The sequence below is a fragment of the Frigidibacter albus genome (assembly GCF_009908165.1).
GTDB classification, from domain to species: Bacteria; Pseudomonadota; Alphaproteobacteria; order Rhodobacterales; family Rhodobacteraceae; genus Frigidibacter; species Frigidibacter albus.
This window is the reverse complement of record NZ_JAAAUC010000010.1, coordinates 159404-183411: the sequence shown is the minus strand read 5'-3', so window position 1 is coordinate 183411 and position 24008 is coordinate 159404. Positions and strand designations below refer to the sequence as shown.

The 24008-nt window shown below is 68.7% G+C and carries 22 protein-coding genes; 8 read left to right on the top strand and 14 right to left on the bottom strand.

Annotation, left to right across the window (positions count from 1 at the left end):
* Window positions 1-443 precede the first annotated feature (443 nt).
* The 3 genes from GVY41_RS15890 to GVY41_RS15880 all read right to left on the bottom strand — a co-directional run bounded on the left by GVY41_RS15890 (window position 444) and on the right by GVY41_RS15880 (window position 2824).
* The gene (locus GVY41_RS15890) at window positions 444-1739 is read right to left on the bottom strand and encodes an AI-2E family transporter (protein ID WP_161347789.1); all 1296 of its coding nucleotides are present in this window, start codon (window positions 1737-1739) and stop codon (window positions 444-446) included.
* A 115-nt stretch (window positions 1740-1854) separates the two neighbouring features.
* Window positions 1855-2559, bottom strand: coding sequence for a winged helix-turn-helix domain-containing protein (locus tag GVY41_RS15885; protein ID WP_161347790.1), 705 nt, complete (start codon window positions 2557-2559; stop codon window positions 1855-1857).
* Window positions 2531-2824, bottom strand: coding sequence for a hypothetical protein (locus GVY41_RS15880; protein ID WP_161347791.1), 294 nt, complete (start codon window positions 2822-2824; stop codon window positions 2531-2533). The genes GVY41_RS15885 and GVY41_RS15880 overlap by 29 nt, the downstream gene beginning before the upstream one ends.
* A 207-nt stretch (window positions 2825-3031) precedes the next feature.
* Here GVY41_RS15880 and GVY41_RS15875 point away from each other — a divergent pair, with 207 nt between their 5' ends.
* From GVY41_RS15875 to GVY41_RS15855, 5 genes are all read left to right on the top strand, one after another.
* Entirely contained in the window at window positions 3032-3556 is a 525-nt protein-coding gene (locus GVY41_RS15875; RefSeq protein ID WP_161347792.1) for a hypothetical protein, read from the top strand.
* 200 nt (window positions 3557-3756) lie between these two features.
* The gene (locus GVY41_RS15870; RefSeq protein ID WP_161347793.1) at window positions 3757-4404 is read left to right on the top strand and encodes a ribonuclease HII; all 648 of its coding nucleotides are present in this window, start codon (window positions 3757-3759) and stop codon (window positions 4402-4404) included.
* An 84-nt stretch (window positions 4405-4488) separates the two neighbouring features.
* Window positions 4489-5613 carry a site-specific DNA-methyltransferase gene (locus GVY41_RS15865; RefSeq protein WP_161347794.1) on the top strand — a complete coding sequence of 375 codons (1125 nt, stop codon included), beginning with the start codon at window positions 4489-4491 and terminating at the stop codon, window positions 5611-5613.
* A gap of 196 nt (window positions 5614-5809) precedes the next feature.
* Window positions 5810-6859 carry a GSCFA domain-containing protein gene (locus tag GVY41_RS15860; RefSeq protein WP_161347795.1) on the top strand — a complete coding sequence of 350 codons (1050 nt, stop codon included), beginning with the start codon at window positions 5810-5812 and terminating at the stop codon, window positions 6857-6859.
* Window positions 6856-7686: a hypothetical protein gene (locus tag GVY41_RS15855; protein ID WP_161347796.1), complete on the top strand. Its 831-nt coding sequence runs from the start codon at window positions 6856-6858 to the stop codon at window positions 7684-7686. The genes GVY41_RS15860 and GVY41_RS15855 overlap by 4 nt, the downstream gene beginning before the upstream one ends.
* Here the strand turns inward: GVY41_RS15855 and GVY41_RS15850 are convergent.
* Entirely contained in the window at window positions 7647-8807 is a 1161-nt protein-coding gene (locus GVY41_RS15850) for an alkane 1-monooxygenase (RefSeq protein WP_229726084.1), read from the bottom strand. The genes GVY41_RS15855 and GVY41_RS15850 overlap by 40 nt on opposite strands.
* A 112-nt stretch (window positions 8808-8919) precedes the next feature.
* The gene (gene mutY / locus GVY41_RS15845) at window positions 8920-9993 is read right to left on the bottom strand and encodes an A/G-specific adenine glycosylase (protein ID WP_373283314.1); all 1074 of its coding nucleotides are present in this window, start codon (window positions 9991-9993) and stop codon (window positions 8920-8922) included.
* A gap of 176 nt (window positions 9994-10169) precedes the next feature.
* Between mutY and GVY41_RS15840 the strand changes: the two genes are divergently transcribed.
* Genes GVY41_RS15840 through GVY41_RS15830 form a run of 3 tightly spaced genes read left to right on the top strand, consistent with a single transcriptional unit; the run spans window position 10170 to window position 12488 of the window.
* A complete protein-coding gene (locus tag GVY41_RS15840; RefSeq protein WP_161347941.1) occupies window positions 10170-10673 on the top strand; it encodes a DUF721 domain-containing protein in 504 nt (167 codons plus the stop codon).
* A gap of 6 nt (window positions 10674-10679) precedes the next feature.
* The gene (locus tag GVY41_RS15835; protein WP_161347798.1) at window positions 10680-11348 is read left to right on the top strand and encodes a DsbA family protein; all 669 of its coding nucleotides are present in this window, start codon (window positions 10680-10682) and stop codon (window positions 11346-11348) included.
* A gap of 3 nt (window positions 11349-11351) precedes the next feature.
* Complete coding sequence (locus tag GVY41_RS15830; RefSeq protein WP_161347799.1) at window positions 11352-12488, top strand: CaiB/BaiF CoA transferase family protein; 1137 nt, start codon at window positions 11352-11354, stop codon at window positions 12486-12488.
* On the opposite strand, the gene lpxK is transcribed toward GVY41_RS15830, so the two are convergent.
* The 9 genes from lpxK to glgC all read right to left on the bottom strand — a co-directional run bounded on the left by lpxK (window position 12485) and on the right by glgC (window position 23991).
* Window positions 12485-13474, bottom strand: coding sequence for a tetraacyldisaccharide 4'-kinase (lpxK, locus tag GVY41_RS15825; RefSeq protein WP_161347800.1), 990 nt, complete (start codon window positions 13472-13474; stop codon window positions 12485-12487). The genes GVY41_RS15830 and lpxK overlap by 4 nt on opposite strands.
* A complete protein-coding gene (locus GVY41_RS15820) occupies window positions 13474-14715 on the bottom strand; it encodes a 3-deoxy-D-manno-octulosonic acid transferase (RefSeq protein WP_161347801.1) in 1242 nt (413 codons plus the stop codon). Before GVY41_RS15820 ends, lpxK begins: the two co-directional genes overlap by 1 nt.
* A gap of 8 nt (window positions 14716-14723) precedes the next feature.
* Window positions 14724-14969 carry a DUF4170 domain-containing protein gene (locus GVY41_RS15815; protein WP_066817557.1) on the bottom strand — a complete coding sequence of 82 codons (246 nt, stop codon included), beginning with the start codon at window positions 14967-14969 and terminating at the stop codon, window positions 14724-14726.
* A gap of 170 nt (window positions 14970-15139) precedes the next feature.
* Window positions 15140-15931, bottom strand: a complete 792-nt coding sequence (locus GVY41_RS15810) for a 3'(2'),5'-bisphosphate nucleotidase CysQ (protein WP_161347802.1) — start codon at window positions 15929-15931, stop codon at window positions 15140-15142.
* Window positions 15918-17264 carry a TldD/PmbA family protein gene (locus GVY41_RS15805; RefSeq protein ID WP_161347803.1) on the bottom strand — a complete coding sequence of 449 codons (1347 nt, stop codon included), beginning with the start codon at window positions 17262-17264 and terminating at the stop codon, window positions 15918-15920. Before GVY41_RS15805 ends, GVY41_RS15810 begins: the two co-directional genes overlap by 14 nt.
* Before the next feature lie 124 nt (window positions 17265-17388).
* Window positions 17389-19020 carry an alpha-D-glucose phosphate-specific phosphoglucomutase gene (locus GVY41_RS15800; protein WP_161347804.1) on the bottom strand — a complete coding sequence of 544 codons (1632 nt, stop codon included), beginning with the start codon at window positions 19018-19020 and terminating at the stop codon, window positions 17389-17391.
* A 33-nt stretch (window positions 19021-19053) separates the two neighbouring features.
* Window positions 19054-21192, bottom strand: coding sequence for a glycogen debranching protein GlgX (glgX, locus tag GVY41_RS15795; RefSeq protein ID WP_268234522.1), 2139 nt, complete (start codon window positions 21190-21192; stop codon window positions 19054-19056).
* A 2-nt stretch (window positions 21193-21194) separates the two neighbouring features.
* Window positions 21195-22640, bottom strand: a complete 1446-nt coding sequence (glgA, locus tag GVY41_RS15790; protein ID WP_161347805.1) for a glycogen synthase GlgA — start codon at window positions 22638-22640, stop codon at window positions 21195-21197.
* Between the two features lie 76 nt (window positions 22641-22716).
* Window positions 22717-23991 carry a glucose-1-phosphate adenylyltransferase gene (gene glgC / locus GVY41_RS15785; RefSeq protein WP_161347806.1) on the bottom strand — a complete coding sequence of 425 codons (1275 nt, stop codon included), beginning with the start codon at window positions 23989-23991 and terminating at the stop codon, window positions 22717-22719.
* Between the last annotated feature and the right edge of the window lie 17 nt (window positions 23992-24008).

Genomic DNA, 24008 nt, shown 5'->3' with positions numbered 1-24008 from the left:
GCAATCGCCCGACCCGCTGCACGCAATGAAAGTTCCGCGCGCCGGGCGATTGCTCAACCCGCGCCGAAAGGCGTAAATGACCAACGGGCTCCGGTCGCGGCTGGATGAAAGACCAGTGGCAGGTCAATCGGTGTGCACACTTATGGGGCGCCTTCCGCGAGACCTGCGCCAAGACGTTGTAATAAAATGATTTATTATACGGAAGACTCATCCTCGACGAGGGGGTGTGCACGCTTATGCCTAATCAGCATTCTTGCCCGGAACAAGGCGCCTTGGCGCCGCCGGGCAGCGCCCGCCTCCCGGCCCGCCCACGGGGCGGGCGCTACCCAACCGTTGCGCCTAGAACGTCGGTGGAGGTAGGCCGCACCATAAAGCGCCTAGAACTGCTGTTGCTCGCCCACCCGGCGGACGGGCGCTGCCCTCTGTTCCAGCCGAGGCCTCCCTCACATCAAATGCACATCCCGCCCCCGGCCCGGCTCCGCCTCGTCGCCGGTGTTCGGGATGCCGTCCTCGCCCCGGATCTCGTCGCCCTCGGGGCCGAGGGGGGGCGGGTTGTCGCCGCCGAGGAAGTTGCCGAGCCGCTCCAGCCCCGGGATGTGGTCGCACAGCACGCGGAACACCACCAGCATCGGCACGGCGACGATCATCCCCGCGACGGACCAGAGCCAGGCCCAGAGCGCGACGGTGATGAACACCACCACCGTGTTCATCTCCAGCCGGCGCGAGACGCTGTAGGGCGTGACAAGCTGGCCCTCGATGGACGACAGGCCGGCATAGGTGGCGCCGACCAGAAGCGGGGTCAGGAACCCGTCCATGGTGACGAGGGCAATGGCGGTGGCCATGACCATGCCGAGGATCAGGCCGATATAGGGGATGAAGTTCAGAAGGAACGCGCCGACGCCGAACATCGCCGGGGCGGGCATCCCCCACCACCACATCGCAAGGCCGATGGCGAGCCCGAGGCCGGCATTGATGATGGTGATGGTGCCAAGATAGCTGCCAAGGCTCTCCTCGATCTGCCGCAGGGCCGCATAGGCCCGCCGTTTTTGCGACATGGTGGCGAAGCTTTGCACGATCTTGAGGTACAGCAGGTCGCCCGAGGCCAGCATGAAGAACAGCAGCAGCAGCACGAAGCCGATCTGCCCCAGCAGTGCCGGGGTGGAGCTGGCGATGGACATGATCAGGTTGGTGCCGTCGACCGGCACGAGGTCTTCTTCTTCCTCGGGCGGGGCGTCGTCCTCGGCGGGCAGTTCCTCGAGGCCGAGCGAGCTTGCGACCGAACGTTGGCGAAACCCGTCGCCCTCTTCGCCGTCATCGCTGGCCCTGTCGCCCAGCCGGTCGAGAAAGCCGCGCATGTCGACCAGCCGGTCGCGGACGCCGCCGAACTTCTCTTCCAGACGGTCGGCGATCTGCGGGGCGCCGCGCACGACGTCGCTGGCAGGGCCGGACAGCACAAGGCCGATGGCGAAGATCACCCCGATCAGCCCCAGCGTCACCCCGCCCGCCGTCAGCGCCGGGGGCACGCCCATCCGGCCGAGGCGCCGGCGCAGCGGGGCGAAGACGAAATACAGCAGCACCGCCATCGTCAGCGGCATCAGGAATACCCGCGCCAGCATCAGCGCGGCGAACAGCAGGATGATGAAGATGCCGATGACCGCCCAGCCGGGCGCCCAGTTCGGCGGGGGCGTGACGGGCCCGAGCGGCACATTCTGATCGTACGGCCCTGGCGCCTGCGACATCGGTCACTCCCTGGCAGCGAAAGGGCTGCGCATCGCCAACCGGCTGCGCGGCGATTGGTTGCATAAGCGCGGCGGGCGCAAGCGGATATTTCCGCGCTGTGCCCGCGCCGCCGCGTCAGATCATGCGGATCGTGTCCTTGCCGACCGACAGCACATAGCCCTTGCGGGCGATGTTCTTGACCAGCAGCTCCGACACCAGCTGATTGCCGAGCGCGTCGCGCAGCCGCTTGATGCGGGTGGCGCCCGCCGCCTCGTCGCAATCGGCGGCGTCGCGGCCAGAGATGACGGCCTCGATCTGCGCGCCGGTCATCACCTCGTCATCCATCCGCGCCTCGGCCAGCACGGCGAGGGTTTCGATGGCGGCCTCGGTCAGCTTGAAGGTCATGTCGTTCAGCACCACGGCATTCTCGGCGCGGCTGATGAGGAAGGAGGAGACCTCGATCCCCTGCCGCTGGATTTCCGACATGCGGCGGTTGAGCCCGAGGATGACGACCAGGAACACCAGCGCCGCGATCAGCAGGGCGGCGGCGAAGACCAGCAGCACGAAGATGATGATCCGGTAGGAGGTGAGCACGTCGGAAAACGCGGTGCCGGACTGAGCGAGGATCTCCAGCAGGCGGATCACCTCGGGGCCGATCAGCGCGTCATTCTCGATGAAGATCCGCTCGACCCGCGCATTGAAGGCATTGGCATCGGGCAGCGAGAGGAACAGCAGCACTGCCGCCACCAGAAGCAGCACGACAATCGCGGCCAGGCCGAAGCCCAGCACCCGACTGCCCCGGCGCAGGGTGTCAGTAGCGGAGGAAGAATTGTCCGGCACTGTCTTTCCTTTGCGCCAGCCCGTCAGGTCCGAAGATCGACACGACGTTTAGAAGGGTCCACCCCCCGGCGGCAAGGCGGGGCCCCAGCGCATCGGCGGCATCGCGCTTGGAGCCGCAGGCGCGGTCCGGAAGTTCGGCAATGCCGTAGTGCAGCTTCAGCGAGCCGCCCTCCTGCTTGGCCTTGTAATCGGCAAAGCACTCGGCGGCCGCCGGGGAGGCCGTGGCGAGCAAGAGGGTGAGAGTGAGGGCGATGCGGGTGATCATGGGCTGAACTCTGCCGGTCTGCGCAATGATATTCAATCACAACGCGGGCTTCGGAGGCCTGGGATGGGGTGTTATCGGATAACCGGGGGCCGATATTGCCCGACGGTGGGGTTTGGGCGCTTCTGGATCCATCGCATCGGGTGGCCCGCCGGCATGACGCCAAGGACTACCCGCTTTCAGAAGCTGCCCCATGGAAGGACTGCCCCCATGAAACGGATTGTCACCGCCGCAACCGCCCTTGCCATCGCGCTGACCTCGTTCACTGCCACGCCCGCCGCCGCGCAAGACAACCGCAACCGCGATGCCATGGCGCTGGTGCTGGGTCTGGCCGCCATCGGTGTGATTGCGCACCAGGTCGACAAGAAGAACGACAAGGACAAGGACAAGAAGAAGAGCAATTACTATTACGACGACCGCAATGACGGGCGCCATAACGGTGGCCGCAACAACGGCCGTGACGACTGGCGCCACGACAACCGTGACGACTGGCGCCATGACAATCGCGGCAACCAGCGCGTCGATCGTCGCAAGCTGATCCCCGAGCGCTGCGTGGTCGAGGCGCGGGTCAATGGCCGCACCACCGATGTCGTGTCGGAACAGTGCTTCCGCCGCGTGCAGGGCGCGAGCCTGCCGGGTGCCTGCGAATTCGAGATCCGCACCAATCGCGGCCGGCAGGAGGTGTTCGGCATGAACTGCCTGCGCGACCGTGGTTTCCGCGTCGTGCGGGGCTGACACCTGCCCAGTGCAAGAGGGCTGCGCAAGCGGCCCGGGCATGAGGCAAGAGGGCCGGGCAACGGCCCCGGGCAGCCGGCCAGCGACAATCCCCTTGGCGCTGAGCCGGATGTGGACGGGGGCGGAGAGATCCGCCCCCGTTTTTATGTGCCCGCATGTTTTGCGTTGAAGCGCGGCGCGGTTTGCGGTTTGCAGGGGACATGTCCGTGCTTGCCCTCATCGCCCCCGATTTCAGCCGCGAAGACGCTGCCCGTGCGGGCGGCTCGCTCTGCATCGTCGGGCTGGACGAGGCCGGCCGCGGCCCGCTGTGTGGCCCCGTGACGGCGGCGGCGGTGCGGCTGTTTCCGGGGCGCATCCCTGCAGGGCTCAACGATTCCAAGAAGTTGACCGCCGCGGCGCGCGAGCGGCTGCATGACGAGATCCTGGCCAATGCCGAATGCGCCATCGCCCATGCCAGCGTGGCAGAGATCGACGAGCTGAACATCCTGCGCGCCTCGCATCTGGCAATGTGCCGGGCTGCGGCGGCGCTGCCGACCCCGCCCTGCCATGCGCTGATCGACGGCAACATGATCCCGCGGGATTTCGGCTGGCCGGCCGAGGCGGTGATCGGCGGCGATGCGCTGTGCCTGTCGATCGCTGCCGCCTCGATCCTGGCCAAGGTGGCGCGTGACCGGATCATGGTGGGATTGGCGCAACAGCATCCGGGCTATGGCTGGGAGCGGAACTGCGGCTATCCGACGAAGCAGCATCTGGAGGCGCTCCTAAATCTTGGTGTGACCCCTCACCATAGGCGTTCGTTCAAGCCCGTCCACAACATCTTGTATCAAGAAGTTTCTGTAAGTGCTTGATTCAAAAAGGATTTGACGGCGAATCACTCCTGACTCATCCTGTGTCCAACAAATCGGCACCATAAGCCGTGGAACGAGGCAGAGATGACAAAGACCATGACGCAGGGGGCGGCGCAGGATGCGCTTCCCCTGAACCAGATCCTTGCGGGCGATTGCATCGAGGTGATGCGCAGCCTGCCCGAGGCGAGCGTGGACCTGATCTTCGCCGATCCGCCCTATAACCTGCAGCTGCGGGGCGATCTGCACCGGCCCGACAATTCCAAGGTGGATGCGGTCGACGATGCCTGGGACCAGTTCGCCAGTTTCGAGGCCTATGACCGCTTCACCCGCGACTGGCTGTCGGCGGCGCAGCGGCTGCTGAAGCCGAACGGGGCGATCTGGGTGATCGGCAGCTATCACAACATCTTCCGCGTCGGCTCGGCCATGCAGAATGCCGGGTTCTGGATCCTGAACGATGTTGTCTGGCGCAAGTCGAACCCGATGCCGAACTTCCGCGGCAAGCGGCTGACCAACGCGCATGAGACGCTGATCTGGGCCTCGAAATCCGAGGCGGGGAAATACACCTTCAACTACGAGGCGATGAAGGCCCTGAACGAGGGCGTGCAGATGCGGTCGGACTGGGTGATCCCGCTGTGCACGGGCCATGAGCGGCTGAAGGACGCTGCCGGCGACAAGGCGCATCCGACGCAAAAGCCCGAGGCGCTGCTGCACCGGGTGCTGGTGGCGACGACCAATCCCGGCGACGTGGTGCTGGACCCGTTCTTCGGCACAGGCACGACCGGCGCGGTCGCCAAGATGCTGGGCCGCGATTTCATCGGCATCGAGCGCGAGGAAACCTACCGCGCCGTCGCGCAGGACCGAATCGACCGGGTGCGCAAGTTCGACAAGTCGGCGCTGGAGACCACGGGATCGAAGCGCGCCGAACCCCGGGTGCCGTTCGGGCAGGTGGTGGAGCGCGGGATGCTGCGGCCGGGGGAAGAGCTGTTCTCGCCCCGCGGCGGCATCGCCAAGGTGCGGGCCGATGGCACGCTGGTCGGCAATGACGTGAAGGGCTCGATCCATCAGGTCGGCGCGCATCTGGAAGGGGCGCCGTCCTGCAACGGCTGGACCTACTGGCACTTCAAGCGCGACGGCAAGCTGATCCCCATCGACCTGTTGCGCCAACAGATCCGGGCAGAGATGGACGCCGATCTGGGCCGGCCGAACTGAGGATTTCCTGACATTTGCGATTTGGCGCCCGCAGCCCCCGGCCGCGGCGCCGACGAACCGCCGGTGTCCGTGGCGAAAGCTGCGGCACATGCCTGCCCCGCCGTGCTTTTGCCGGCGGGGCTTTTTTCCAGGTCCGCAAACCCTTGGCACCCGGCGCCCCCGCGCGCTAGTCTCGCCCCAGCAAGAGACGGAGCCGATGTCGCATCCCTATTCAGATCTGCCCCCCGAAGCCTTCTGGCGCAGCGGCGTCGCCGAGGTGGACGCGGGCGCGCTGACCTCGCTGTATGTGCCGAAGGTCAGGATCGGCCTGCAGACCCGGATCGCCACCGCGGGCAGCTGCTTTGCCCAGCATATCGGCCGGGCGCTGCGGGGCGCAGGGGTGGCGGTGCTGGATGCCGAACCGGCGCCGCTGACGCTGCCCGAGGCCACGGCGCGGGCGTTCGGGTATGGCCTGTTCTCGGGCCGCTACGGCAATATCCACACCGTGCGGCAGCTGGTGCAGCTGCTGCGGGATGTGCAGAGCGGCGACGTGTCCGAGGCCTTCGTCTGGGAGAAGGACGGGCGCTTTTACGATGCTCTGCGCCCGGGGGTGGAGCCGCTGGGCATGGACAGCCCCGAGGAGGTGCTGTTCCTGCGCCGCGCGCATCTGGCGGCGCTGGGCAGGATGCTGGCCGAGGCGGAGGTGTTCGTCTTTACCCTGGGGCTGACGGAGGCCTGGATCGACGAACCCACCGGCAGGGTGTTCCAGACCTGCCCGGGGGTGATTGCGGGGCAGTTCGACCCCACGCGACACGTCTTCCACACCTTCACCCTGCCCGAGCTGCGCGCCGATCTGGAGCTGGCCTTCGGCCTGCTGCGCAGTTTTCGCAAGCGGATGCGGATGATCCTGACCGTGTCGCCGGTGCCGCTGACGGCCACGGCCGGTGGCGGGCATGTGCTGGCTGCGACGATGCACAGCAAGGCGCTGCTGCGGGTGGCGGCGGGGGAGTTTGCGGATGCGCATCGTGGCGTGGACTATTTCCCGTCCTATGAGATCGTGACCAACCCTGCCGCACGGGGGCGGTTCTTCGAGCCGAACCAGCGCAGCGTGACGGCAGAGGCGGTGCAGATGGTGATGGGCACCTTTCTGGCTGCGCAGGGGCTTGCCGATGTCGCGGCCCCGTCGCCCACGTCGGCAGATCCTGGCGAGGACCCAGAGGATGGGGTGGTCTGCGAGGATCTGCTGCTGGGGGCCTTCGCCCGATGACCGGGCCGGGACCGCGGGTTCTGGTGCTTGGCAACTCGCATATCGCCGCGGTGAAGGCCGCGCATGAAGCCGCGCCGGGGTGCTGGTCGGCGCTGGATTTTCTCGGCGGGCAGGGCGAGGCGCTGGCCTCGGTGACGGCGGAGGCCGGGGTGCTTGCCCCGCAAGATGAGGCGGCGCGGCAGAATATCCTGCATCTGAACGGCCGCGATGCCTTTGCGCTGGCCGACTATGACGCCTTCGTGGTGGTGGGCTGCAAGCTTGGCATCTACCGCGCGCTGGCGCCCTACCGGCGGGCGCGGTTCCTGGGCCTGCCCTCGGTGGCGCGGGGCAAGGTCGGGGGCTACGCGGCGCCGGTTTCGCGGGCGATGTTCGGGATGGCGGTGCAGGAGGGCGTGGCTGCGTGCCTGGGCGGGGCGCTGGCGCTGCGCATCCGGGCGAGTGTGCAGAGCGGGGTGCCGGTGCTGATCGCCGAGCAGCCGCGGCCCTCGTTCGACTGTCGCCGCGCGCCGGACCGGTTTGGCGAGGTACTGCGCGCCGAGCGGCTGAGAGATGGCCCGCCGCTGACCGAGATGTTCGAGGCGGGCGTCCGCGCTGCGCTGCCTGGCATCACCTTGCTGCCGCAGCCAAGCAAGACCCGGGCCGGCGCGCTGTTCACGCGGCCGCGCTATGGGAATGGGTCGGTGCGGCTGACGGCAGGCGACCGCCAGTATCTGCACCCAGAGGATGACTTCATCCACGCCAATGCGGAATATGGCGCGCTGGTGCTGGACCAGATCGCCGCCGCCGTTCAGGCGCCGCGCGGCACCGGGGTGTCGCCGCGGTTGTAGGGCTTCCAGTCGGTGATCTCGGGGTAATACTTCTTGCGCCAGGCCCGCACCCGCGGGTTCATCCGGCGCCGCCACAGCGGCGGGATCATCGCCATCGTCGTCATCGCCGGGTAGCCGAAGGGCAGCTGCGGCGCCTCGTCCTCGGAATAGGTCTGCAGCAGGGGAAAGCGGCGGTCGGGCTTGTAGTGATGGTCGGAATGGCGCTGCAGGTTGATCAGCAGCCAGTTCGACGCGGTCTGCGCGGCATTCCAACTGTGCCGGGGCAGGACATGTTCGTACTTGCCGTTCCCCAGATGCTTGCGGGTCAAGCCGTAATGCTCGACGTAATTGGTCAGCTCCAGCTGCCAGACGGCGATGAAGGCCTGGAACAGGAACAGGCCAAGCCCGGTCCAGCCGCCAAGGATCAACGCCAGCGCCAGCATCGCCAGTTGCAGCGCGGCGTAGCGCCAGAACGGGTTGCGCCGATCCAATGGGCCCTTGCCGGCGCGGGCCAGCATCTGCACCTCGGCCCGCCAGGCCGAGGCGGGGCACTCGCGCAGCACCCGGAGGAAGAAGCGGTGGAAGCCCTCATTATACCGCGCCGTCACCGCATCGCGGGGGGTGCCGACATGGCGGTGATGGACCAGCAGATGTTCGGTGCGGAAATGGCTGTAGAGCACCGAGGCCAGCAGCAGATCGCCCAGCCAACGTTCGACCCGGTTCTTCTGGTGCAGCAGTTCGTGGCTGTAGACGATGCCGACGGTGCCCGAGATGACACCGACGCCGAAGAACAGCACCAGCGTTTCCAGCGTGCCGAGGTGATCCGTGTGCGTCACCCACCAGATCAGGCCGAAGATGGTGACGAACTGGATGGGGAACCAGATCATGGTGATGACCCGGTACCACAGCAGGTCGGCCTCGGGCGTCGCGGTGTCGGGGTTCTCCTCGTTCAGGCCGAGGATCGCGTCCAGCACCGTGACCAGCATCCAGCCATAGACCGGCAGCAGGGCCGTGGTCCAGCCGCCGACCGTGGCGCCGAGCACCGCCAGCGGGATCATTCCCAGCGACAGCCAGAACGGCAGCGCGTGGCGCAGGGATCGCATCGTGGCGGCGTCGGGCTTGGGTGGGGATGCGTCGGTCATGGCAACCTCCTGCGGCCGGGTTTGCCTGTGGCTGGCGGGGGCTGGCTGTGGCTGATGTGAGGATAGCGCGGGGCAGGGCGGTCCGCAAATGCCACGCGCTGCGGCAAAGAGGTCAGGGCAGGTGCGGTTCTGCCGCCTGCCAGACCTTCAGCATCAGCGTCGGCAGGTCGCCGGGGCGGAAGGCGTCCCGAGGGGTGAAGCTGCCGCGGGTCGGGGCGGCTGTTTGCGGGGGCGTGGCCAGATGCACCGTCAACTCCAGATGAAAATGGGTGAAGGTGTGGCGCACGGCAAAGGGGGCGGGGCTCCAGCCCGCGTCCAGCGGCGGGGCGGGCACGGGGTCCTCGGACCAGTCGCTGCCGACAAAGCCCAGCATTCCGCCGAGCAAGCCCTTTGCGGGGCGCGTTTCCAGCAGCACGGCACCATCGGCGCGCACCGCCACATAGGCGATGCCGCGGCGGGTGGGCTTGGCGGGCTTCGGGCTCTTGCGCGGCAGGTCGGCGGCGATCCCGGCGGCGCGGGCGGCGCAAAGGGACCAGAGCGGGCAGATGCCGCAGGCGGGCTTGCGCGGGGTACAGATGGTGGCGCCGAGGTCCATCATGGCCTGGGCGAAGTCGCCGGGACGCTGCTGCGGGGTCAGGCCCGCGGCCAGAGCGACCAGCGCGGGTTTGGATGCGGGCAGCGGCGTTTCGACGGCATGAAGCCGCGACACCACCCGCTCCACATTGCCATCGACCACCACGGCGGGCTCGTCGAAGGCAATCGCGGCGACGGCTGCGGCGGTATAGGGGCCGATGCCGGGCAGGGTGCGCAGCCCCACCTCGGTGTCCGGGAACTCCCCGCTGTGATCCGCCACCACCGCCCGCGCGCATTTCAGCAGGTTGCGGGCGCGGGCGTAGTAGCCAAGGCCGGCCCATTCGGCCATCACATCGGCATCCGCCGCCGCGGCAAGGTCGGCCACGGTCGGCCAGCGCTCGGTAAAGCGGCGGAAATAGGCGCGCACGGCGGCGACGGTCGTTTGTTGCAGCATCACCTCGGACAGCCAGACGCGGTAGGGGTCGGGCCGCTCCCCGGCTGCGCGGTCCGCAGGCGAGGTGCGCCAGGGCATCACCCGGGCATGGCGGTCATACCACGCCAGCAGCAGCGCTGCCGCTGCCGCTGCCCCAAGCTCGGCCGCCCCGTCACGCATCCCGTCACGCATTCTTTATGGCCCCTTTCGCCGGCCCGGATGCAATTGGCTGGCATCGGGCGCTCGCCTGCCTAGAATAGGGTGCAAGCGGGGGATTGCCAGCGATGCCGACAGATCAGCCAGAGGCGGAGGGACAAGGCCGGGAACGGCCCGAACAGCCGCGCCGCCAAAGGCGGATGCGCGGCTTCGAATCCGCCTCAGGCCTGCTGCGCGACAAGATCCGCGTGGCCGGTGAGGCGCGGGGCTTTGCCGTCGCCCGGCTGCTGACCCATTGGGCCGAGGTGGTGGGGGATGACGTTGCCGCCATCGCCCGCCCGGTGAAGATCGGCTATGGCCGCGGCGGGCTTGGCGCGACGCTGACGCTGCTGACCACCGGCGCCGCCGCCCCGATCCTGCAGATGCAGCTGCCCAAGATCCGCGAGCGGGTGAATGCCTGCTACGGCTACAACGCGATTTCCCGCGTCGCGATTACCCAGACCGCGCCCACCGGCTTTGCCGAGGGGCAGGCGGCCTTCGCCGCGGCCCCGCAGGCGCCGCGCGAACCCGCCCCCGAAATCCTTGCCCGCGCCGCCGACACGGCGATGGGCGTTTCCGATCCCTCCCTGCGCGCCGCCCTTGAAGCGCTGGGGCAGAATGTCCTATCCCGGCCGCAAGCCGGGGCCACTGACAGAAAAGGCTGACCCACCATGAAACGTCGCACCTTCACCCTTGCCGCGCTGTCGGCGACCCTTGTGGCTGGCGGGTCGTTCCTGACCTTCCGCAAGCCGGGCCAGACCTCTGCCCCGTTGCCGGGCGCCGCGCTGGCGCAAGACACGGGCGCCGAGCCGGTGATCCGCCCCGATTTCGTGCTGGGCCAGGCCGATGCGCCCATCGAGGTGATCGAATATGCCTCCTACACCTGCCCGCATTGCGCCACCTTCCACACGCAGGTCTTCTCGCAGCTGAAGACCAATTACATCGACACCGGCAAGGTGAAGTTCATCCACCGCGAGGTCTATTTCGACAAGTTCGCGCTCTGGGCCGGCATGGTCGCGCAATGCTCGGGCGAGATGCGCTATTATGGCGTGTCGGGGATGATCTATGACGGCCAGGCCGACTGGCTGGGCAACGGCGACGCCGGTGCCGTCGCCGACAACCTGCGCAAGATCGGCGCCAAGGCGGGCCTCAGCAAGGCCGAGCTGGACGCCTGCATGAATGATGGCGCGCTGGCGCAGTCGATGGTGGCGACCTACCAGAAGAATGCCGAAGCCGACGACATCCAGGCAACCCCGACCCTGATCATCGACGGCGAGAAGCACTCGAACATGGGCTATGACGAGCTGGCGGCGATCCTTGACGCGAAGCTTGCCCAGTAAGCCATGCATCCGCTGCAAGGGCTGAAGGTCGTCGAACTGGCGCGAATCCTGGCTGGCCCATGGGCCGGGCAGGTGCTGGCCGATCTGGGGGCCGAGGTCATCAAGGTCGAGGCGCCCGAGGGCGATGACACCCGCCGCTGGGGCCCCCCGTTCATCGAGCGGGGGGACGAGCGCAGCGCCGCCTATTTCCATTCGACCAATCGCGGCAAGCAATCGGTGCTGGCCGATTTCCGGGATGCGGCCGACGTGGAGATGGTGCGGCGGCTGGTGGCCGAGGCCGACATCCTGATCGAGAATTTCAAGGTCGGGGGCCTCAGGAAATACGGGCTGGACTATGACAGCCTGCGCGAGGTGAACCCGCGGCTCATCTATTGCTCGATCACCGGCTTCGGGCAGGACGGGCCCTATGCCCACCGCGCCGGGTATGACTACATCATCCAGGGCATGTCGGGGCTGATGAGCGTCACGGGCGAGCCTGACGGCCAGCCGCAGAAGGTGGGCGTGGCGGTGGTGGATGTGTTCACCGGCATCTATGCCTCGACCGCGATCCTTGCGGCGGTGGTGCAGCGGCAGACGAGCGGGCAGGGCCAGCATATCGACATGGCGCTGTTCGATGTGGCGACGGCGGTGATGGCCAATCAGGCAATGAACTACCTTGCCACCGGCACCTCGCCGCAGCGGCTGGGGAATGCGCATCCTAATCTGGTGCCCTATGCGGTGTTCGGCTGCGCGGATGGCTGGATCATCATCGCCACCGGCAATGACGGGCAATACCGGCGGCTTTGCGCCCTGCTTGGGCTGCCCGAGCTGGCCGAGGCGGCGGAGTACCTGACCAACGCAGCCCGGGTCGCGAACCGCGCGGCACTGACCGAGGCGCTGACCGCCGCGACAACCCGCTGGACCAAAGCGGACCTGCTGGCCGCGTGTGAGGAGGCAGGCGTCCCCGCCGGCCCGATCAACGAGATGGCCGAGGTCTTCGCCGATCCGCAGATCACCGCGCGCGGCATGCAGATCGCGCCCGAAGGCGTGCGCGGCGTCCGCAGCCCGATGCGGTTCTCGGATGCCGAACTGGCGCTGGACCGCGCCTCGCCGAAGCTGGGCGAGCATGACGCAGTGGTGCGGGCGCGGTTGAAGGTCTAAAGCCCCAGCCGGTCCAGCGCCGCATCCAGCGGCGCCCAGTCGTCCAGTTCCAGCCGCACCGGCAGGGTCAGCACCTTGCGGCGGAAGGCGGTGGGCATCCTTGCGGCATCCTTCTCGGTGGTCACCAGCTGCGCCCCCCGCAGCCGGGCCTCGGCCTCCAGCCGGTTCAGCAGGGCGAGGGTGTAGGGCTGGTGATCCTCCAGCGCCTCGGCGCGCACGAGGTCTGCGCCAAGGCTGCGGAGGGTGGCAAAGAACTTCTCGGGGTGGCCGATCCCGGCAAAGGCCAGGGCGCGCAGGCCCTGCCAGTCCATCCCGGTCTGCAGCGGCGCCAGATGGCCGGTCAGGTGCGGCAGGTGGATCTGACTGCCCCATGCCGCACGGAACGCCTCCTGCGCAGCAGAGGGGCCGATCGACAGCAGCAGATCGGCGCGGGCGAGGCCGACCGGAACCGGTTCGCGCAAGGGCCCCGCGGGCAGGCAGCGGCCATTGCCGAATCCCTTGGCCGCATCGACCACCACCAGCGCCAGATCCTGCACCAGCGCCGGGTTCTGGAAGCCGTCATCCAGCAGCACCGCCTGCGCCCCCGCGGCCACCGCGGCGCGCGCGCCTGCCGCCCGGTCCTTCGCCACCCAGACCGGCGCGAAGGCGGCCAGCAGCAGCGGCTCGTCCCCCACCTCGGCGGCCTTGTGGCGGCGTTCGTCCACCCGCACCGGGCCGGGCAGGCTGCCGCCATGGCCGCGGCTGACCACATGCACCGCCACGCCGCGCGCCTGCAACCGCATCGCCAGCGCGATTACCGTGGGCGTCTTGCCGGTGCCGCCCGCGTTGATATTGCCGACGCAGATCACCGGCACGTCCAGTCTCAGCCCGGTTTTGGTCAGCCGTCTTGCCGTGGCCCCGGCATAGAGCGCCCCCAAGGGCGCCAGCACCCGCGCTTGCCAGCCCGGAGCCTCGGGCGCGTTGAACCAGAATCGCGGCGCGCCCATCATTTCGCGTCCTTGGCGCGGGCATCCAGCGCGGCAAAGACCGCGCGCATCACCTGCTCGCTCGCCCCCGCTCCGACGGACGAGACCTGCCAGGCATGATGCGCCAGCGTCGCCGCCCGGTCTGCCGCGATCAGATCCACCAGCGCATCCGCCAGCTCCGCCTCGCCGCTGACCTGCCGCGCCGCCTGCGCCGCCGCCAGCCGCGCATAGGCGGCCTCTTGCGGCACTTCCTGCGGGCCGTAGAGGATGGCCGAGCCAAGCGCCGCGGGTTCGAACGGGCTGCGCCCGCAGGTCCCGGGATGCAGGGTGCCGCCCATGAAGGTGACGGGGGCCAGCCGATACCACAGCCCCATCTCGCCCTCGGTATCGGCGATCAGCACCTGCACCGGCTCTTCGGGTTCCTCCTCGCGCGAGCGCAGGGCGACCTCCCAGCCCTCTGCCGCCAGCCTGGCCGCCAGCGCCGGGCCGCGGGCGGGATCGGCGGGGGCCACGATCAGCAGCATCCGGTGCGCGTGCTGGCTGGCGCGGGCATGGGCGGCCAGCACCGCCTGTTCATCCTCGGGCGCGCAGGAGGAGGCGAACCAGACCGGCCTTGTGCGCAGCAGCCCGGCGATGGACTCGCGCTCGGTCTCGTTGCAGGGCAGCGGCTCGCTGGTTTCCTCGATCGGGCCGGTCACCTCCACCGCCAGCCGCCGCCCGCCCAGCTTCCGCAGCCGCCGGGCGCTGTCGCCATCCTGGGCCAGCACGGCCGCAAAGCGCGAGAGCAGCGCCGCGGCCAGCCCCGAGCGCCAGCGCCGCGCCTTCCAGCCCTCCAGCGTCATCTGTGCATCGGCGAGGATCAGGGGGATGCCGCGGGCATGGGTCTCATGGATCAGAACGGGGGGCAGGGCGGAGCCCGTCAGCACCGCGACGTCGGGCTTGAGCCGGTCCAGAAACGCGCGCATCGCGGGGATGGATTCGGCCGGGGCGGGCAGAACGGCGGTGCCGGGGGGGAAGCCCTGCGGCGCGTCTTCGCCCGGTGCCAGCGTCAGCGCGAACCGCAATTCGCGCCGGGCGCGGCGCATCTGCTGGGCCAGCTGCACCAGCCCTGCCACCCGTGCGCCTTGCCCGGGGTTCAGCCAGACCAGCGGTCCCGACCCGTCAGGCGCACTCGGGCCTTCGGGCCCAGCGGGGCCGTCCGGTGCCGGGGCACCGCCGCGCGCCGAGAACAGGGCCAGCCACAGCGCAAGCGATTTTGCCATGGGGTGCCTTACGCGCCCAGTTCCTCGGTCGCGCTGGCCGCGGCCGCCTCATCCCGCAGCCGGTGGAGGTGGGCGATGAAATAGCGGGTCTGCGCATCATCGACGGTGCGCTGCGCCTCGGCCTTCCAGGCGCGGTAGGCGCTGGCATAATCCGGGAAGATCCCGACGACATGGATCTTGCTGACGTCCTTGAAGGTCGTCGCCCCGGTCGAAACCAGTTCGCCGCCGAATACAAGGTGAAGGCGCTGTGCCATATCGGGCTCCTATGGTCTGCCGGAATAGGGGCAACCTACATGAGCAGGACGGGCGTCTCAAGCGGGAGTGAGGGGTGGGGGCATGGGGGAGTTTGCGCGGTCAGAGGGCAGTGCCTGTCCGCCCGGCGGCGCTGAAGCGCCTTGATTCCGGGCGAAGAGAAGGTAGCCGGCTACTCCGGCCAGCCCGCCAGCCGTTCCATCACCGGCCCATGCAGCGCCGGGGCAGCCGCGACCAGCCCCTGCGCCTGACCGGCGGGGCTGTTGTAGCGCACGCGCAGCCCGGCGCGGTCGGTCACCACCGCCCCCGCCTGCCGCGCGATCAGGTCGCCCGCCGCCAGGTCCCACTCCCAGATCGGCCGGAACGACAGCGCGGTATCGTAGCGCCCTGCCGCCACAAGGCACAGCCGCCAGGCCAGCGCAGTGCGGAACGACCGGCGGAAGCCTGGAGCCACCCCCGTGCGCCAGTGCTGCGGGTCGAGCGCCTGATGCGGGGCAAGCAGCCGGGCGCCCTCGGGATGCGCGGCTTCTGAGGCGCTGATCGGCGCGCCGTTCAGCGTGGCGGGGCTGTCCGCGGTGGCGGCATAAGTCTCGCCCCGCGCGGGCAGGTGGATGACAGCGGCGGTGATTTCGCCCCGGTGCGCCACGGCCAGCGCGATGGCAAAGCCGTCCTCGCCGGCGATGAAGGCGCGGGTGCCGTCGATGGGGTCGACGATGAACACTGTGTCTGCCGCCAGACGCGCGGCAGGGTTGTCCTCGGTCTCCTCGGACAGCCAGCCAAAATCCGGCCGCGCCGCCAGCAGCTCGGCGCGCAGCATACGGTCCACCGCGATATCGGCCACCGTCACCGGGCCCGCGCCGCCGGCCTTCTCCCAGGCCTCGGGCGCCTGCCGCCAGTGGCGCAGGGCGATGGCGCCGCCGGCCTCTGCGGCGCTTGTCAGCAGGGCAAGGTCATTCGCCGGCAAGGGTCAGCCCCTCCACCAGCATGGATGGGATCACATGGCTCAGATGCGCGCGCCCGTCATTGGCGGGGGTGATGCGCAGCAGCATGTCACGCAGGTTGCCGGCGATGGTGCATTCGTTGACCGGATAGGCGATCTGCCCGTTCTCGACCCAGAAGCCCGAGGCCCCGCGCGAGTAGTCCCCGGTGGTCGGGTTGATCGACGAGCCGATCAGCTGCGTCACGATCAGCCCGGTGCCCATGTCGCGGATCAGGTCCTCGCGGCTGGCGGTGCCGGGCGTCAGCGCGATATTGGAATGGCCGGGCGAGGGCGGGGAGGAGGTGCCGCGGCTGGCATTGCCGGTGCTCTCCATCCCCAGCTTGCGGGCGGTGGCGAGGTCCAGTGTCCAGCCGGTAAGAAGGCCGCTGGCCACGATGTCGCGCGCCTGCGTGGGCAGGCCTTCGGCATCGAACGGCCGGCTGCCGCCGATCCGCACCCGGTGCGGGTCTTCGCGCAGCGTCAGCCCCGCAGGCAGCACCTGCGTGCCAAGCGCATCGCGCAGCCATGAGCTGCCCCGGGCGACCGAGCTGCCATTGACCGCCGCCAGCAGATGCCCGATCAGCGAGTTCGAGATGCGCTCGTCATAAAGCACCGGAAATGCCCCGGTCGGCGGCTTGCGCGCGCCGCTGCGCTCTGCAGCGCGCTGCCCGGCAAGGGTGCCGATCTCCTCGGCGCCGGGCAGGTCCACCTGCCAGATCCGGCTCTCGGCGGCCCAGTCCCGCTCCATCCCCAGCCCCTCGCCGGAGATGGCGACCGCCGAGATATGGCGCGAGCTGCGGGCATAGCCGCCCGAAAAGCCGTTGCTGGCCGCGATATGGATGGCGCGGCGCGAATAGGCGGCGGAGGCGCCCTGCGCCTTGCTGACGCCCGGCACGGCCAGCGCGGCAGCCTCGGCGCGCAGCGCGTCCTGCTCCAGATCGGCGGCGGAGGGTTCGGCCGAGGGGTCTGCCAGCTCCAGCGCCGCGATGTCCCAGCCCTGGGCCAGCTGCGCGGGGTCCGCCAGCCCGGCATTGGGGTCATTCGGGGCCTCACGCGCCATCGCCACGGCGCGCTCGGCCATTTCCGCCATGGTGCGGGGCGAGATGTCGGAGGCCGAGACACAGGCCTGCCGCCCGCCGATCAGCACGCGCAGGCCGATCTCGATGCCCTCGGACCGTTCCGCCTGCTCCAGCTTGCCCTCGCGCACGTCGATGGACAGCGCGGTGCCATCCACCGCCATCGCATCGGCGGCCTCGGCACCGGCCTTGCCGGCGGCATCTAGCAGGGCGGCAGTCAGGCTTTCGAGACGGTCGGACATGGTGGGCTCCCTCTTTTGTCCAGCACTTACGCCTTCGGGCCGGCGTTGCAAGAGCGGGGGGTGGAGAAGCGGGGGGCCGGCCCCCCGCGCCCCCCGGGATATTTCCGCCAGCAAGAAGGGAAAGTCAGGTGATGACGTCGGGCGTGGGGCGTCCGGTGCGGGCGGTGATGCCGATGATCGCTTCGGCGGCCTCGATGACCGGGGCGAGGGCGTCCTGCACCTCCTCCGCCTGCTTGGCCGGGTCGGGCTCGTAGCGTTCGAGGTAGAGCCGCAGCGTCGCGCCTTCCGTCCCCGTGCCCGACAGGCGCAGCACCAGCCGCGAGCCATCTTCGAACCCGATGCGGATGCCCTGCTGCGCCGAGGTGGAGCCATCGACCGGGTCGGTATAGGCGAAGTCATCGGCGCTGGCGACGGCCCTGCCGGCGAAGGTCTGTCCCGGCAGGCCCGGCAGCGCGGCGCGCAGGTCGGCGACCAGGGTGTCGGCGAGGGCCTTGTCCACCGCCTCGTAGTCATGGCGGCTGTAATAGGTGCGCCCGAAGCGGGCCCAGTGGTCGGCGAGCAACTGCGAGACGGACTTGCCGGTAGAAGCGAGGATGTTCAGCCACAGCAGCACGGCCCAGAGCCCGTCCTTTTCGCGCACATGGTCCGATCCGGTGCCGAAGCTCTCCTCGCCGCAGATCGTGGCGCGGCCGGCATCCAGGAGGTTGCCGAAGAACTTCCAGCCGGTGGGCGTTTCAAAGGCCGGGATGCCAAGCGCCTCTGCCACCCGGTCCGCCGCGCCCGAGGTCGGCATCGAGCGGGCGATGCCCTTCAGCCCGCCGGCATAGCCGGGCGCGACGGTCGCGTGCTCCGCCAGCACCGCCAGACTGTCGGAGGGCGAGACATAGCAGCCCGCGCCGACGATCATGTTGCGGTCACCGTCGCCATCGGAAGCGGCGCCGAAGTCGGGCGCGCCCGCGCCCATCATCTCCTCCATCAGCGCGCGTGCCCAGGTCGGGTTCGGGTCGGGATGGCCGCCTCCAAAATCCGGCAGCGGCACCTCGTTGATGACGGTGCCGGGCGCGGCGCCGAGGCGGCGTTCGAGGATCTCGGTCGCATAGGGGCCCGTCACCGCGTGCATCGCGTCGAACCGCATCCGGAAGCCGCCGGCGAACATCGCGCGGATGGCGGCGAAGTCGAACAGGCTTTCCATCAGCGTGGCATAATCCGCGACCGGGTCCACCACCTCGACCACCATCTGCCCCAGCATGGTTTCCCCAAGGGCGTTCAGATCGACATCGCCGGTTTCCACCACCTTGTAGTCGCCCGCTGCCTTGGCGCGTGCAAAGATCGCCTCGGTCACCGCCTCGGGCGCGGGGCCGCCATTGGGCATGTTGAACTTGATGCCGAAATCCTCATCGATGCCGCCGGGGTTGTGGCTGGCCGACAGGATGATGCCGCCATCGGTGCCGCGCAGGCGGATCAGGTGCGAGGCGGCGGGGGTCGACAGGATCCCGCCCTGCCCGACGATCACCCGCGCCGCGCCATTCGCCGCCGCCATCCGCACGATCACATGCACGGCGCGGTCGTTGAAATAGCGCCCGTCGCCGCCGACGACATAGGTGCGCCCCGCGGCGCCGCCGGTGGCGTCGAAGATCGCCTGCACGAAGGTTTCGAGGTACTTGGGCGTCAGGAACACCCGGGTCTTCTTGCGCAGGCCCGAGGTGCCGGGCTTCTGGTCGGCAAAGCCGGGGGTGGCGTGGGTGGCGGTCTGCATGGGGATGCTCCGGTCAGGAAAGGGGCGGGCGGCCTAGACGGGGGCCTGGGCGAAGACGGCAACCGATTGCGGCGCGACATGCACCGACTGCGCCGCCACGGGGGTATCGGCCTGCGCCGGATGGGCGGTGTCGAGCACTTGTGTCCAGCGCCGGTCCGGCAGGCAATCGGGCAGATGCACCTCGGCGGGGCCATCGGCGTTGAACACGGCAAACAGCACGTCATCGGTCATTGAATAGGCGGGCGTGAAGCTCGAGGCGCGGATTTCGACACAGAGCGTGCGCCAGGCCGGATCGTGCCAATCCTCGGGCGAGGGCGTCTCGCCGCAGGGCTTGCGCCAGTAGAGATCGGGGATGCCATCGGTGCCGCGCGGCAGGGCGTGCAGGAACAGCCGCTGGCGCAGCACCGGATGCTCGCGCCGCAGCCGGGCCAGCCGCGCGACGAAGGCGGTCAGCGCCTTGTCGGGGCGGTCCCAGTTGACCCAGCCGATGGCATTGTCCTGCGCATAGGCGTTGTTGTTGCCGCCCTGGCTGTTGCCGGCCTCATCCCCCGCCAGCAGCATCGGTGTGCCCTGGCTGAGGAACAGCGTCGCCAGCAGGTTGCGCTTGCGCCGCTCGCGCGCGGTGCGGACCTTGGTATCCTCGGTCGGCCCCTCCACCCCCATGTTGTCGGAATGGTTCGGCTCATGCCCGTCGCGGTTTTCCTCGCCATTGGCCCAGTTGTGCTTGGCGTTGTAGGAGACCAGATCGTGCAGCGTGAACCCGTCATGCGAGGTGATGAAGTTGACCGAGGAGGTCGCGCCGCGCCCGTCATGGTCGAACAGCTCGGCCGAGCCCAGCAGGCGGCTGGCAAGATCGGCCGTCGCCAGCGCCTCGCCTTTCCAGAACCGGCGCACGCCGTCGCGGTAGCGGTCGTTCAGCTCCATGAACGGATGCGGGAAAGCGCCCAGCTGATAGCCGCCGGGGCCGATATCCCAGGGCTCTGCGATCAGCTTCACACGGTTCAGCACCGGGTCCTGCCGGATCGCCGAGATGAAGCCGCGCGAGGCATCGAAGCCCGAGGGCCCGCGCCCCAGCGTCGCGGCCAGATCGAAGCGGAAACCGTCGACATGCATCGCCTCGACCCAGTAGCGCAGGCTGTCCATCACCAGCCGCAGCACGGCGGGGTGTTCAAGGTTCAGCGTGTTGCCGGTGCCGGTGACGTCATCATAGAAGCGCGGGTTGTCCGCCAGCCGGTAATAGGCGCGGTTGTCGAGCCCGCGGAAGCACACGGTCGGCCCCAGCTGATTGCCCTCGCCGGTGTGGTTGTAGACCACGTCGAGGATCACCTCGATGCCCGCCGAATGGAAGCGGCGGACCATGGTCTGAAACTCCCACAGCTCGCCCTGCCGCAAGAAACGCGGATCGGGGGCGAAGAAGCCGACCGACTGGTAGCCCCAGTAGTTCAAGAGGCCCTTTTCCTGCAGGAATCGCTCATCCAGATGCGCCATAACCGGCATCAGCTGCACGGTGGTCACGCCGAGCGTGTTCAGATGGTCGAGGATGGGCGCCGAGCACAGGCCAAGGAAGCTGCCGCGGCGCTTGCGGTCCACCCCCGGATGCTGCGCGGTCATGCCCTTCACATGCGCCTCGTAATGCACCGAGACAGACCGGCGATGCCGCGGCGCGCGGTCATCGCCCCAGGCGAAGCTGGGATCGGTGACGATGCTCTTTGGCACGGCAAAGGCGCTGTCGCGGGTGTCGAAGGACAGGTCGGCCCGGGTCGAGCGCGCGGCATATCCCAGCAGCGCGTCGGAATTGCGGAACTTGCCCGACAGGCGGCGCGCATAGGGATCGATCAGCAATTTATTGGGGTTGAAGCGAAATCCCTCATCGGGGGCATAGCGGCCATGGGCGCGGAAGCCGTATTGCGTGCCCGGCGTCAGCCCCGCGACATAGACGTGCCAGACATCGCCGTCACGCTCGCGCAGCGGGATCCGCGCCAGCTCTTTCCTGCCATCGTCGGAAAACAGGCACAGCTCCACCAGCGTCGCATCGGCCGAGAACACGGCGAAGTTCACGCCCTCGCCATCCCAGGTCGCGCCCATCGGGTCGGGCCGCCCGGCCGACAGCCCGTGATGGGGCAGCTTGGCGGGGATCGTCCGAGCCTCGGCAGGGCGGGCCTGGGATTGCATGTTCAACGGGCAATGTCCTCATAAAGCCGGGCATAGGCGGCCGCGGAACGCCGCCATCCCATGTCCTGCTTCATACCCGCCCGCTGCATGGCGCGAAAGAGCCCGGGTTGGGCGTATAGGTTACAAAGTTGATCGAGTGCCTGAGAAAGCCCCAGCGCATCCACCTGCGTGAACACGATGCCCGTCGCGCAACCGGCATCGAGCGCGGCCTTGTTGGCATGGATCACCGTATCGGCGAGCCCGCCTACCGCGGCCACCACCGGCACCGCGCCATAGCGCAGCCCGTACATCTGCGTCAGCCCGCAGGGTTCGAAGCGTGAGGGCACCAGCACCGCATCGCCGCCCGCGAACATCCGGTGCGGCAAGGCCTCGTCATACCCCGTGCGCAGCGCCACCCGGCCGGGATAGCGCGCCGCGACCCCCGACAGTGCCGCAGCGATATCGGCATCGCCGGCCCCCAGCAGCGCCAGCCCGCCGCCGCGGGCCACGAACCCGTCCAGCACCTCGGGCAGCAGGTCGAGGCCCTTTTGCCAGCTCATCCGGCTGACCACCACGGCCAGCGGCCCCGGCACGTCGGTCAGCCCGAAATCGCCCTTCAGCCGCTCGCGGTTCGCGGCCTTGGCCTTAAGCGTCTTGGCCGAGAAGGGCAGGATGCCGGGGTCGGTCTCGGGGTTCCACACCGTCTCATCAATGCCATTGAGGATGCCCTGCATCGCCGCGCCGCGGGCCGAGATGACGCCTTGCAGACCCATCCCGAACTCGGCCCGCAGCAACTCGCGTGCATAGGTGGGGGACACGGTCGTGACCCGGTCGGCCAGCAATATCCCGGCCTTCAGCGCCGAGATCTGGCCGTAATACTCCAGCGTGCCATCGTTGAACGCGCCCTCGGGCAGGCGCAGCGCGCCGATGCGGTCGCGGGCCGTCACGCCCTGAAAGGCGATGTTGTGGATGGTCAGGACCGAGGGCACCGGGATGTCGCCATAGGTGAGGTAGGCGGGCACCAGCGCGCCCTGCCAGTCATGGGCATGGACAAGTTCCGGCCGCCAGCCATCCGACAGGCCATCGCGTGCAATCTCGGCTGCGACCCAGCACAGGGCGGCGAAGCGTTCGGGGTTGTCGGGGTGGTCATAACCGTCGGGGCCCAGATACGGCCCGCCGCGCCGGTCATAAAGGTGCGGCGCCTCCAGCAGCAGCATGTCCAGCCCGGCATGGCGCAGGGCCACGACGCGGGCAGGGCCGCCGAAGACGTTGTCGTTCTGCCAGACGGGTGTGCGGGTACCCCGGGCGGTGATCCCGGCATAGGCGGGCATCAGCACCCGCATCTGCCAGCCATGCGGGGCCAGCGCCGCCGGCAGCGCGCCGGCCACGTCGGCCAGCCCGCCGGTCTTGATCAGCGGCACACATTCAGAAGCGACTGACAGAACCCGCCGCACCGCCGAAATAGTCATCTGTTCCGCCCTTTCGCCCAGAGTTGCCCGGCGGGCGCGCGGCCCTGCCTTGTCGCCGAAACCCGTCCGGTGCCGGTCAAGTTCCCAAGGCTGCCCCGCGGGCATCCAGCATCGGCTGGGTGATCAGCACCACCCCGCCCTCGCTGACGCGGAACCACTTGGCATCCTCCACTGGGTCTTCGCCCACGACCAGCCCGGCGGGCACATCGACGCCCCGGTCCAGCACCACATTCGTCAATCGCGCATGGCGGTTCACCTGCGCGTAGGGCAGCGCCACCACCCGGTCCAGCGCCGAATAGCTGTGGGTTTTCACCCCGGTGAACAGCAGCGATTCCCGCACCTCGGTGCCCGAGATGATGCAGGCCCCCGATACCATGGAGGATATGGCAGATCCGCGACGGCCATCCTCGTCATGGATGAATTTCGCCGGCGGCACGATCTCGCCATAGGTCCAGATCGGCCAGCTGGTGTCGTAGATGTCCAGCTCGGGGATGAAATCGGTCAGGTCGATATTGGCCTGATGGAAGGCGTCGATGGTGCCGACATCGCGCCAATAGGGCTTGGGGCTGGCCCCGGTGCAGACGGCGCTGTCATTGAAGAAATGCGCCATCGCGCGGCCGTTCTTCACGATGTCGGGGATCAGGTCGGTGCCGAAGTCGTGGCTGGAGTTCGGATCTTCGGCATCGCGGATCAGCAGGTCGCGCAGGAACGGCCAGCTGAAGACATAGATCCCCATCGAGGCGAGCGCATGATCCGGGTCGCCGGGCATCCCGGGCGGATCTTTCGGCTTTTCCAGAAATTCCAATACGCGCTTCTGGTCGTCGATATGCATCACGCCAAAGGCGGTCGCATCCATCCGCGGCACGGTCAGACAGCCGATGGTCACATCCGCGCCGCTTTCGACATGCTCGCGCAGCATCACCTCGTAATCCATCTTGTAGACATGATCGCCCGCCAGCACGACGATGAAATCCACGCCATAGCTGTCCACGATGTCGATGTTTTGCGTCACCGCATCGGCGGTGCCCATGTACCACTTGTTCTCGCTGACGCGCTGGCTGGCGGGCAGGATGTCCAGATACTCGTTCCGCTCGGCGCGGAAGAAGGTCCAGCCGCGCTGCAGGTGGCGGATCAGGCTGTGCGCCTTGTATTGCGTCGCCACCGCCATCTTGCGGATACCGGAGTTGAAGGCGTTCGACAGCGCAAAGTCGATGATCCGGGTCTTGCCGCCGAAATAGACCGCGGGCTTGGCGCGCAGGTCTGTCAGCTCTTTCAGCCGGCTGCCACGCCCGCCTGCCAGCACGAAGGCCATCGCGCGGCGGCTGAGCCTGTCAGTCTGTAGGTGCCTCATCCGGTCCTCCTCCAAGT

What these genes read in the sequence shown, in the direction of transcription:
- GVY41_RS15820 (WP_161347801.1), bottom strand. Translation starts at nt 14,715, where the DNA reads ATGGCAAAATCGCTTGCGCTGTGGCTGGCCCTGTTCTCGGCGCGCGGC.
- GVY41_RS15815 (WP_066817557.1), bottom strand. Translation starts at nt 14,969, where the DNA reads ATGGCACAGCGCCTTCACCTTGTATTCGGCGGCGAACTGGTTTCGACC.
- glgA (WP_161347805.1), bottom strand. Translation starts at nt 22,640, where the DNA reads ATGACTATTTCGGCGGTGCGGCGGGTTCTGTCAGTCGCTTCTGAATGT.
- GVY41_RS15890 (WP_161347789.1), bottom strand. Translation starts at nt 1,739, where the DNA reads ATGTCGCAGGCGCCAGGGCCGTACGATCAGAATGTGCCGCTCGGGCCC.
- glgX (WP_268234522.1), bottom strand. Translation starts at nt 21,192, where the DNA reads ATGCAATCCCAGGCCCGCCCTGCCGAGGCTCGGACGATCCCCGCCAAG.
- GVY41_RS15855 (WP_161347796.1), top strand. Translation starts at nt 6,856, where the DNA reads ATGACCGGGCCGGGACCGCGGGTTCTGGTGCTTGGCAACTCGCATATC.
- GVY41_RS15860 (WP_161347795.1), top strand. Translation starts at nt 5,810, where the DNA reads ATGTCGCATCCCTATTCAGATCTGCCCCCCGAAGCCTTCTGGCGCAGC.
- glgC (WP_161347806.1), bottom strand. Translation starts at nt 23,991, where the DNA reads ATGAGGCACCTACAGACTGACAGGCTCAGCCGCCGCGCGATGGCCTTC.
- GVY41_RS15865 (WP_161347794.1), top strand. Translation starts at nt 4,489, where the DNA reads ATGACAAAGACCATGACGCAGGGGGCGGCGCAGGATGCGCTTCCCCTG.
- mutY (WP_373283314.1), bottom strand. Translation starts at nt 9,993, where the DNA reads ATGCGTGACGGGGCGGCCGAGCTTGGGGCAGCGGCAGCGGCAGCGCTG.
- GVY41_RS15830 (WP_161347799.1), top strand. Translation starts at nt 11,352, where the DNA reads ATGCATCCGCTGCAAGGGCTGAAGGTCGTCGAACTGGCGCGAATCCTG.
- GVY41_RS15850 (WP_229726084.1), bottom strand. Translation starts at nt 8,807, where the DNA reads ATGACCGACGCATCCCCACCCAAGCCCGACGCCGCCACGATGCGATCC.
- GVY41_RS15800 (WP_161347804.1), bottom strand. Translation starts at nt 19,020, where the DNA reads ATGCAGACCGCCACCCACGCCACCCCCGGCTTTGCCGACCAGAAGCCC.
- GVY41_RS15870 (WP_161347793.1), top strand. Translation starts at nt 3,757, where the DNA reads ATGTCCGTGCTTGCCCTCATCGCCCCCGATTTCAGCCGCGAAGACGCT.
- GVY41_RS15880 (WP_161347791.1), bottom strand. Translation starts at nt 2,824, where the DNA reads ATGATCACCCGCATCGCCCTCACTCTCACCCTCTTGCTCGCCACGGCC.
- GVY41_RS15805 (WP_161347803.1), bottom strand. Translation starts at nt 17,264, where the DNA reads ATGTCCGACCGTCTCGAAAGCCTGACTGCCGCCCTGCTAGATGCCGCC.
- GVY41_RS15875 (WP_161347792.1), top strand. Translation starts at nt 3,032, where the DNA reads ATGAAACGGATTGTCACCGCCGCAACCGCCCTTGCCATCGCGCTGACC.
- GVY41_RS15840 (WP_161347941.1), top strand. Translation starts at nt 10,170, where the DNA reads ATGCGCGGCTTCGAATCCGCCTCAGGCCTGCTGCGCGACAAGATCCGC.
- lpxK (WP_161347800.1), bottom strand. Translation starts at nt 13,474, where the DNA reads ATGGGCGCGCCGCGATTCTGGTTCAACGCGCCCGAGGCTCCGGGCTGG.
- GVY41_RS15835 (WP_161347798.1), top strand. Translation starts at nt 10,680, where the DNA reads ATGAAACGTCGCACCTTCACCCTTGCCGCGCTGTCGGCGACCCTTGTG.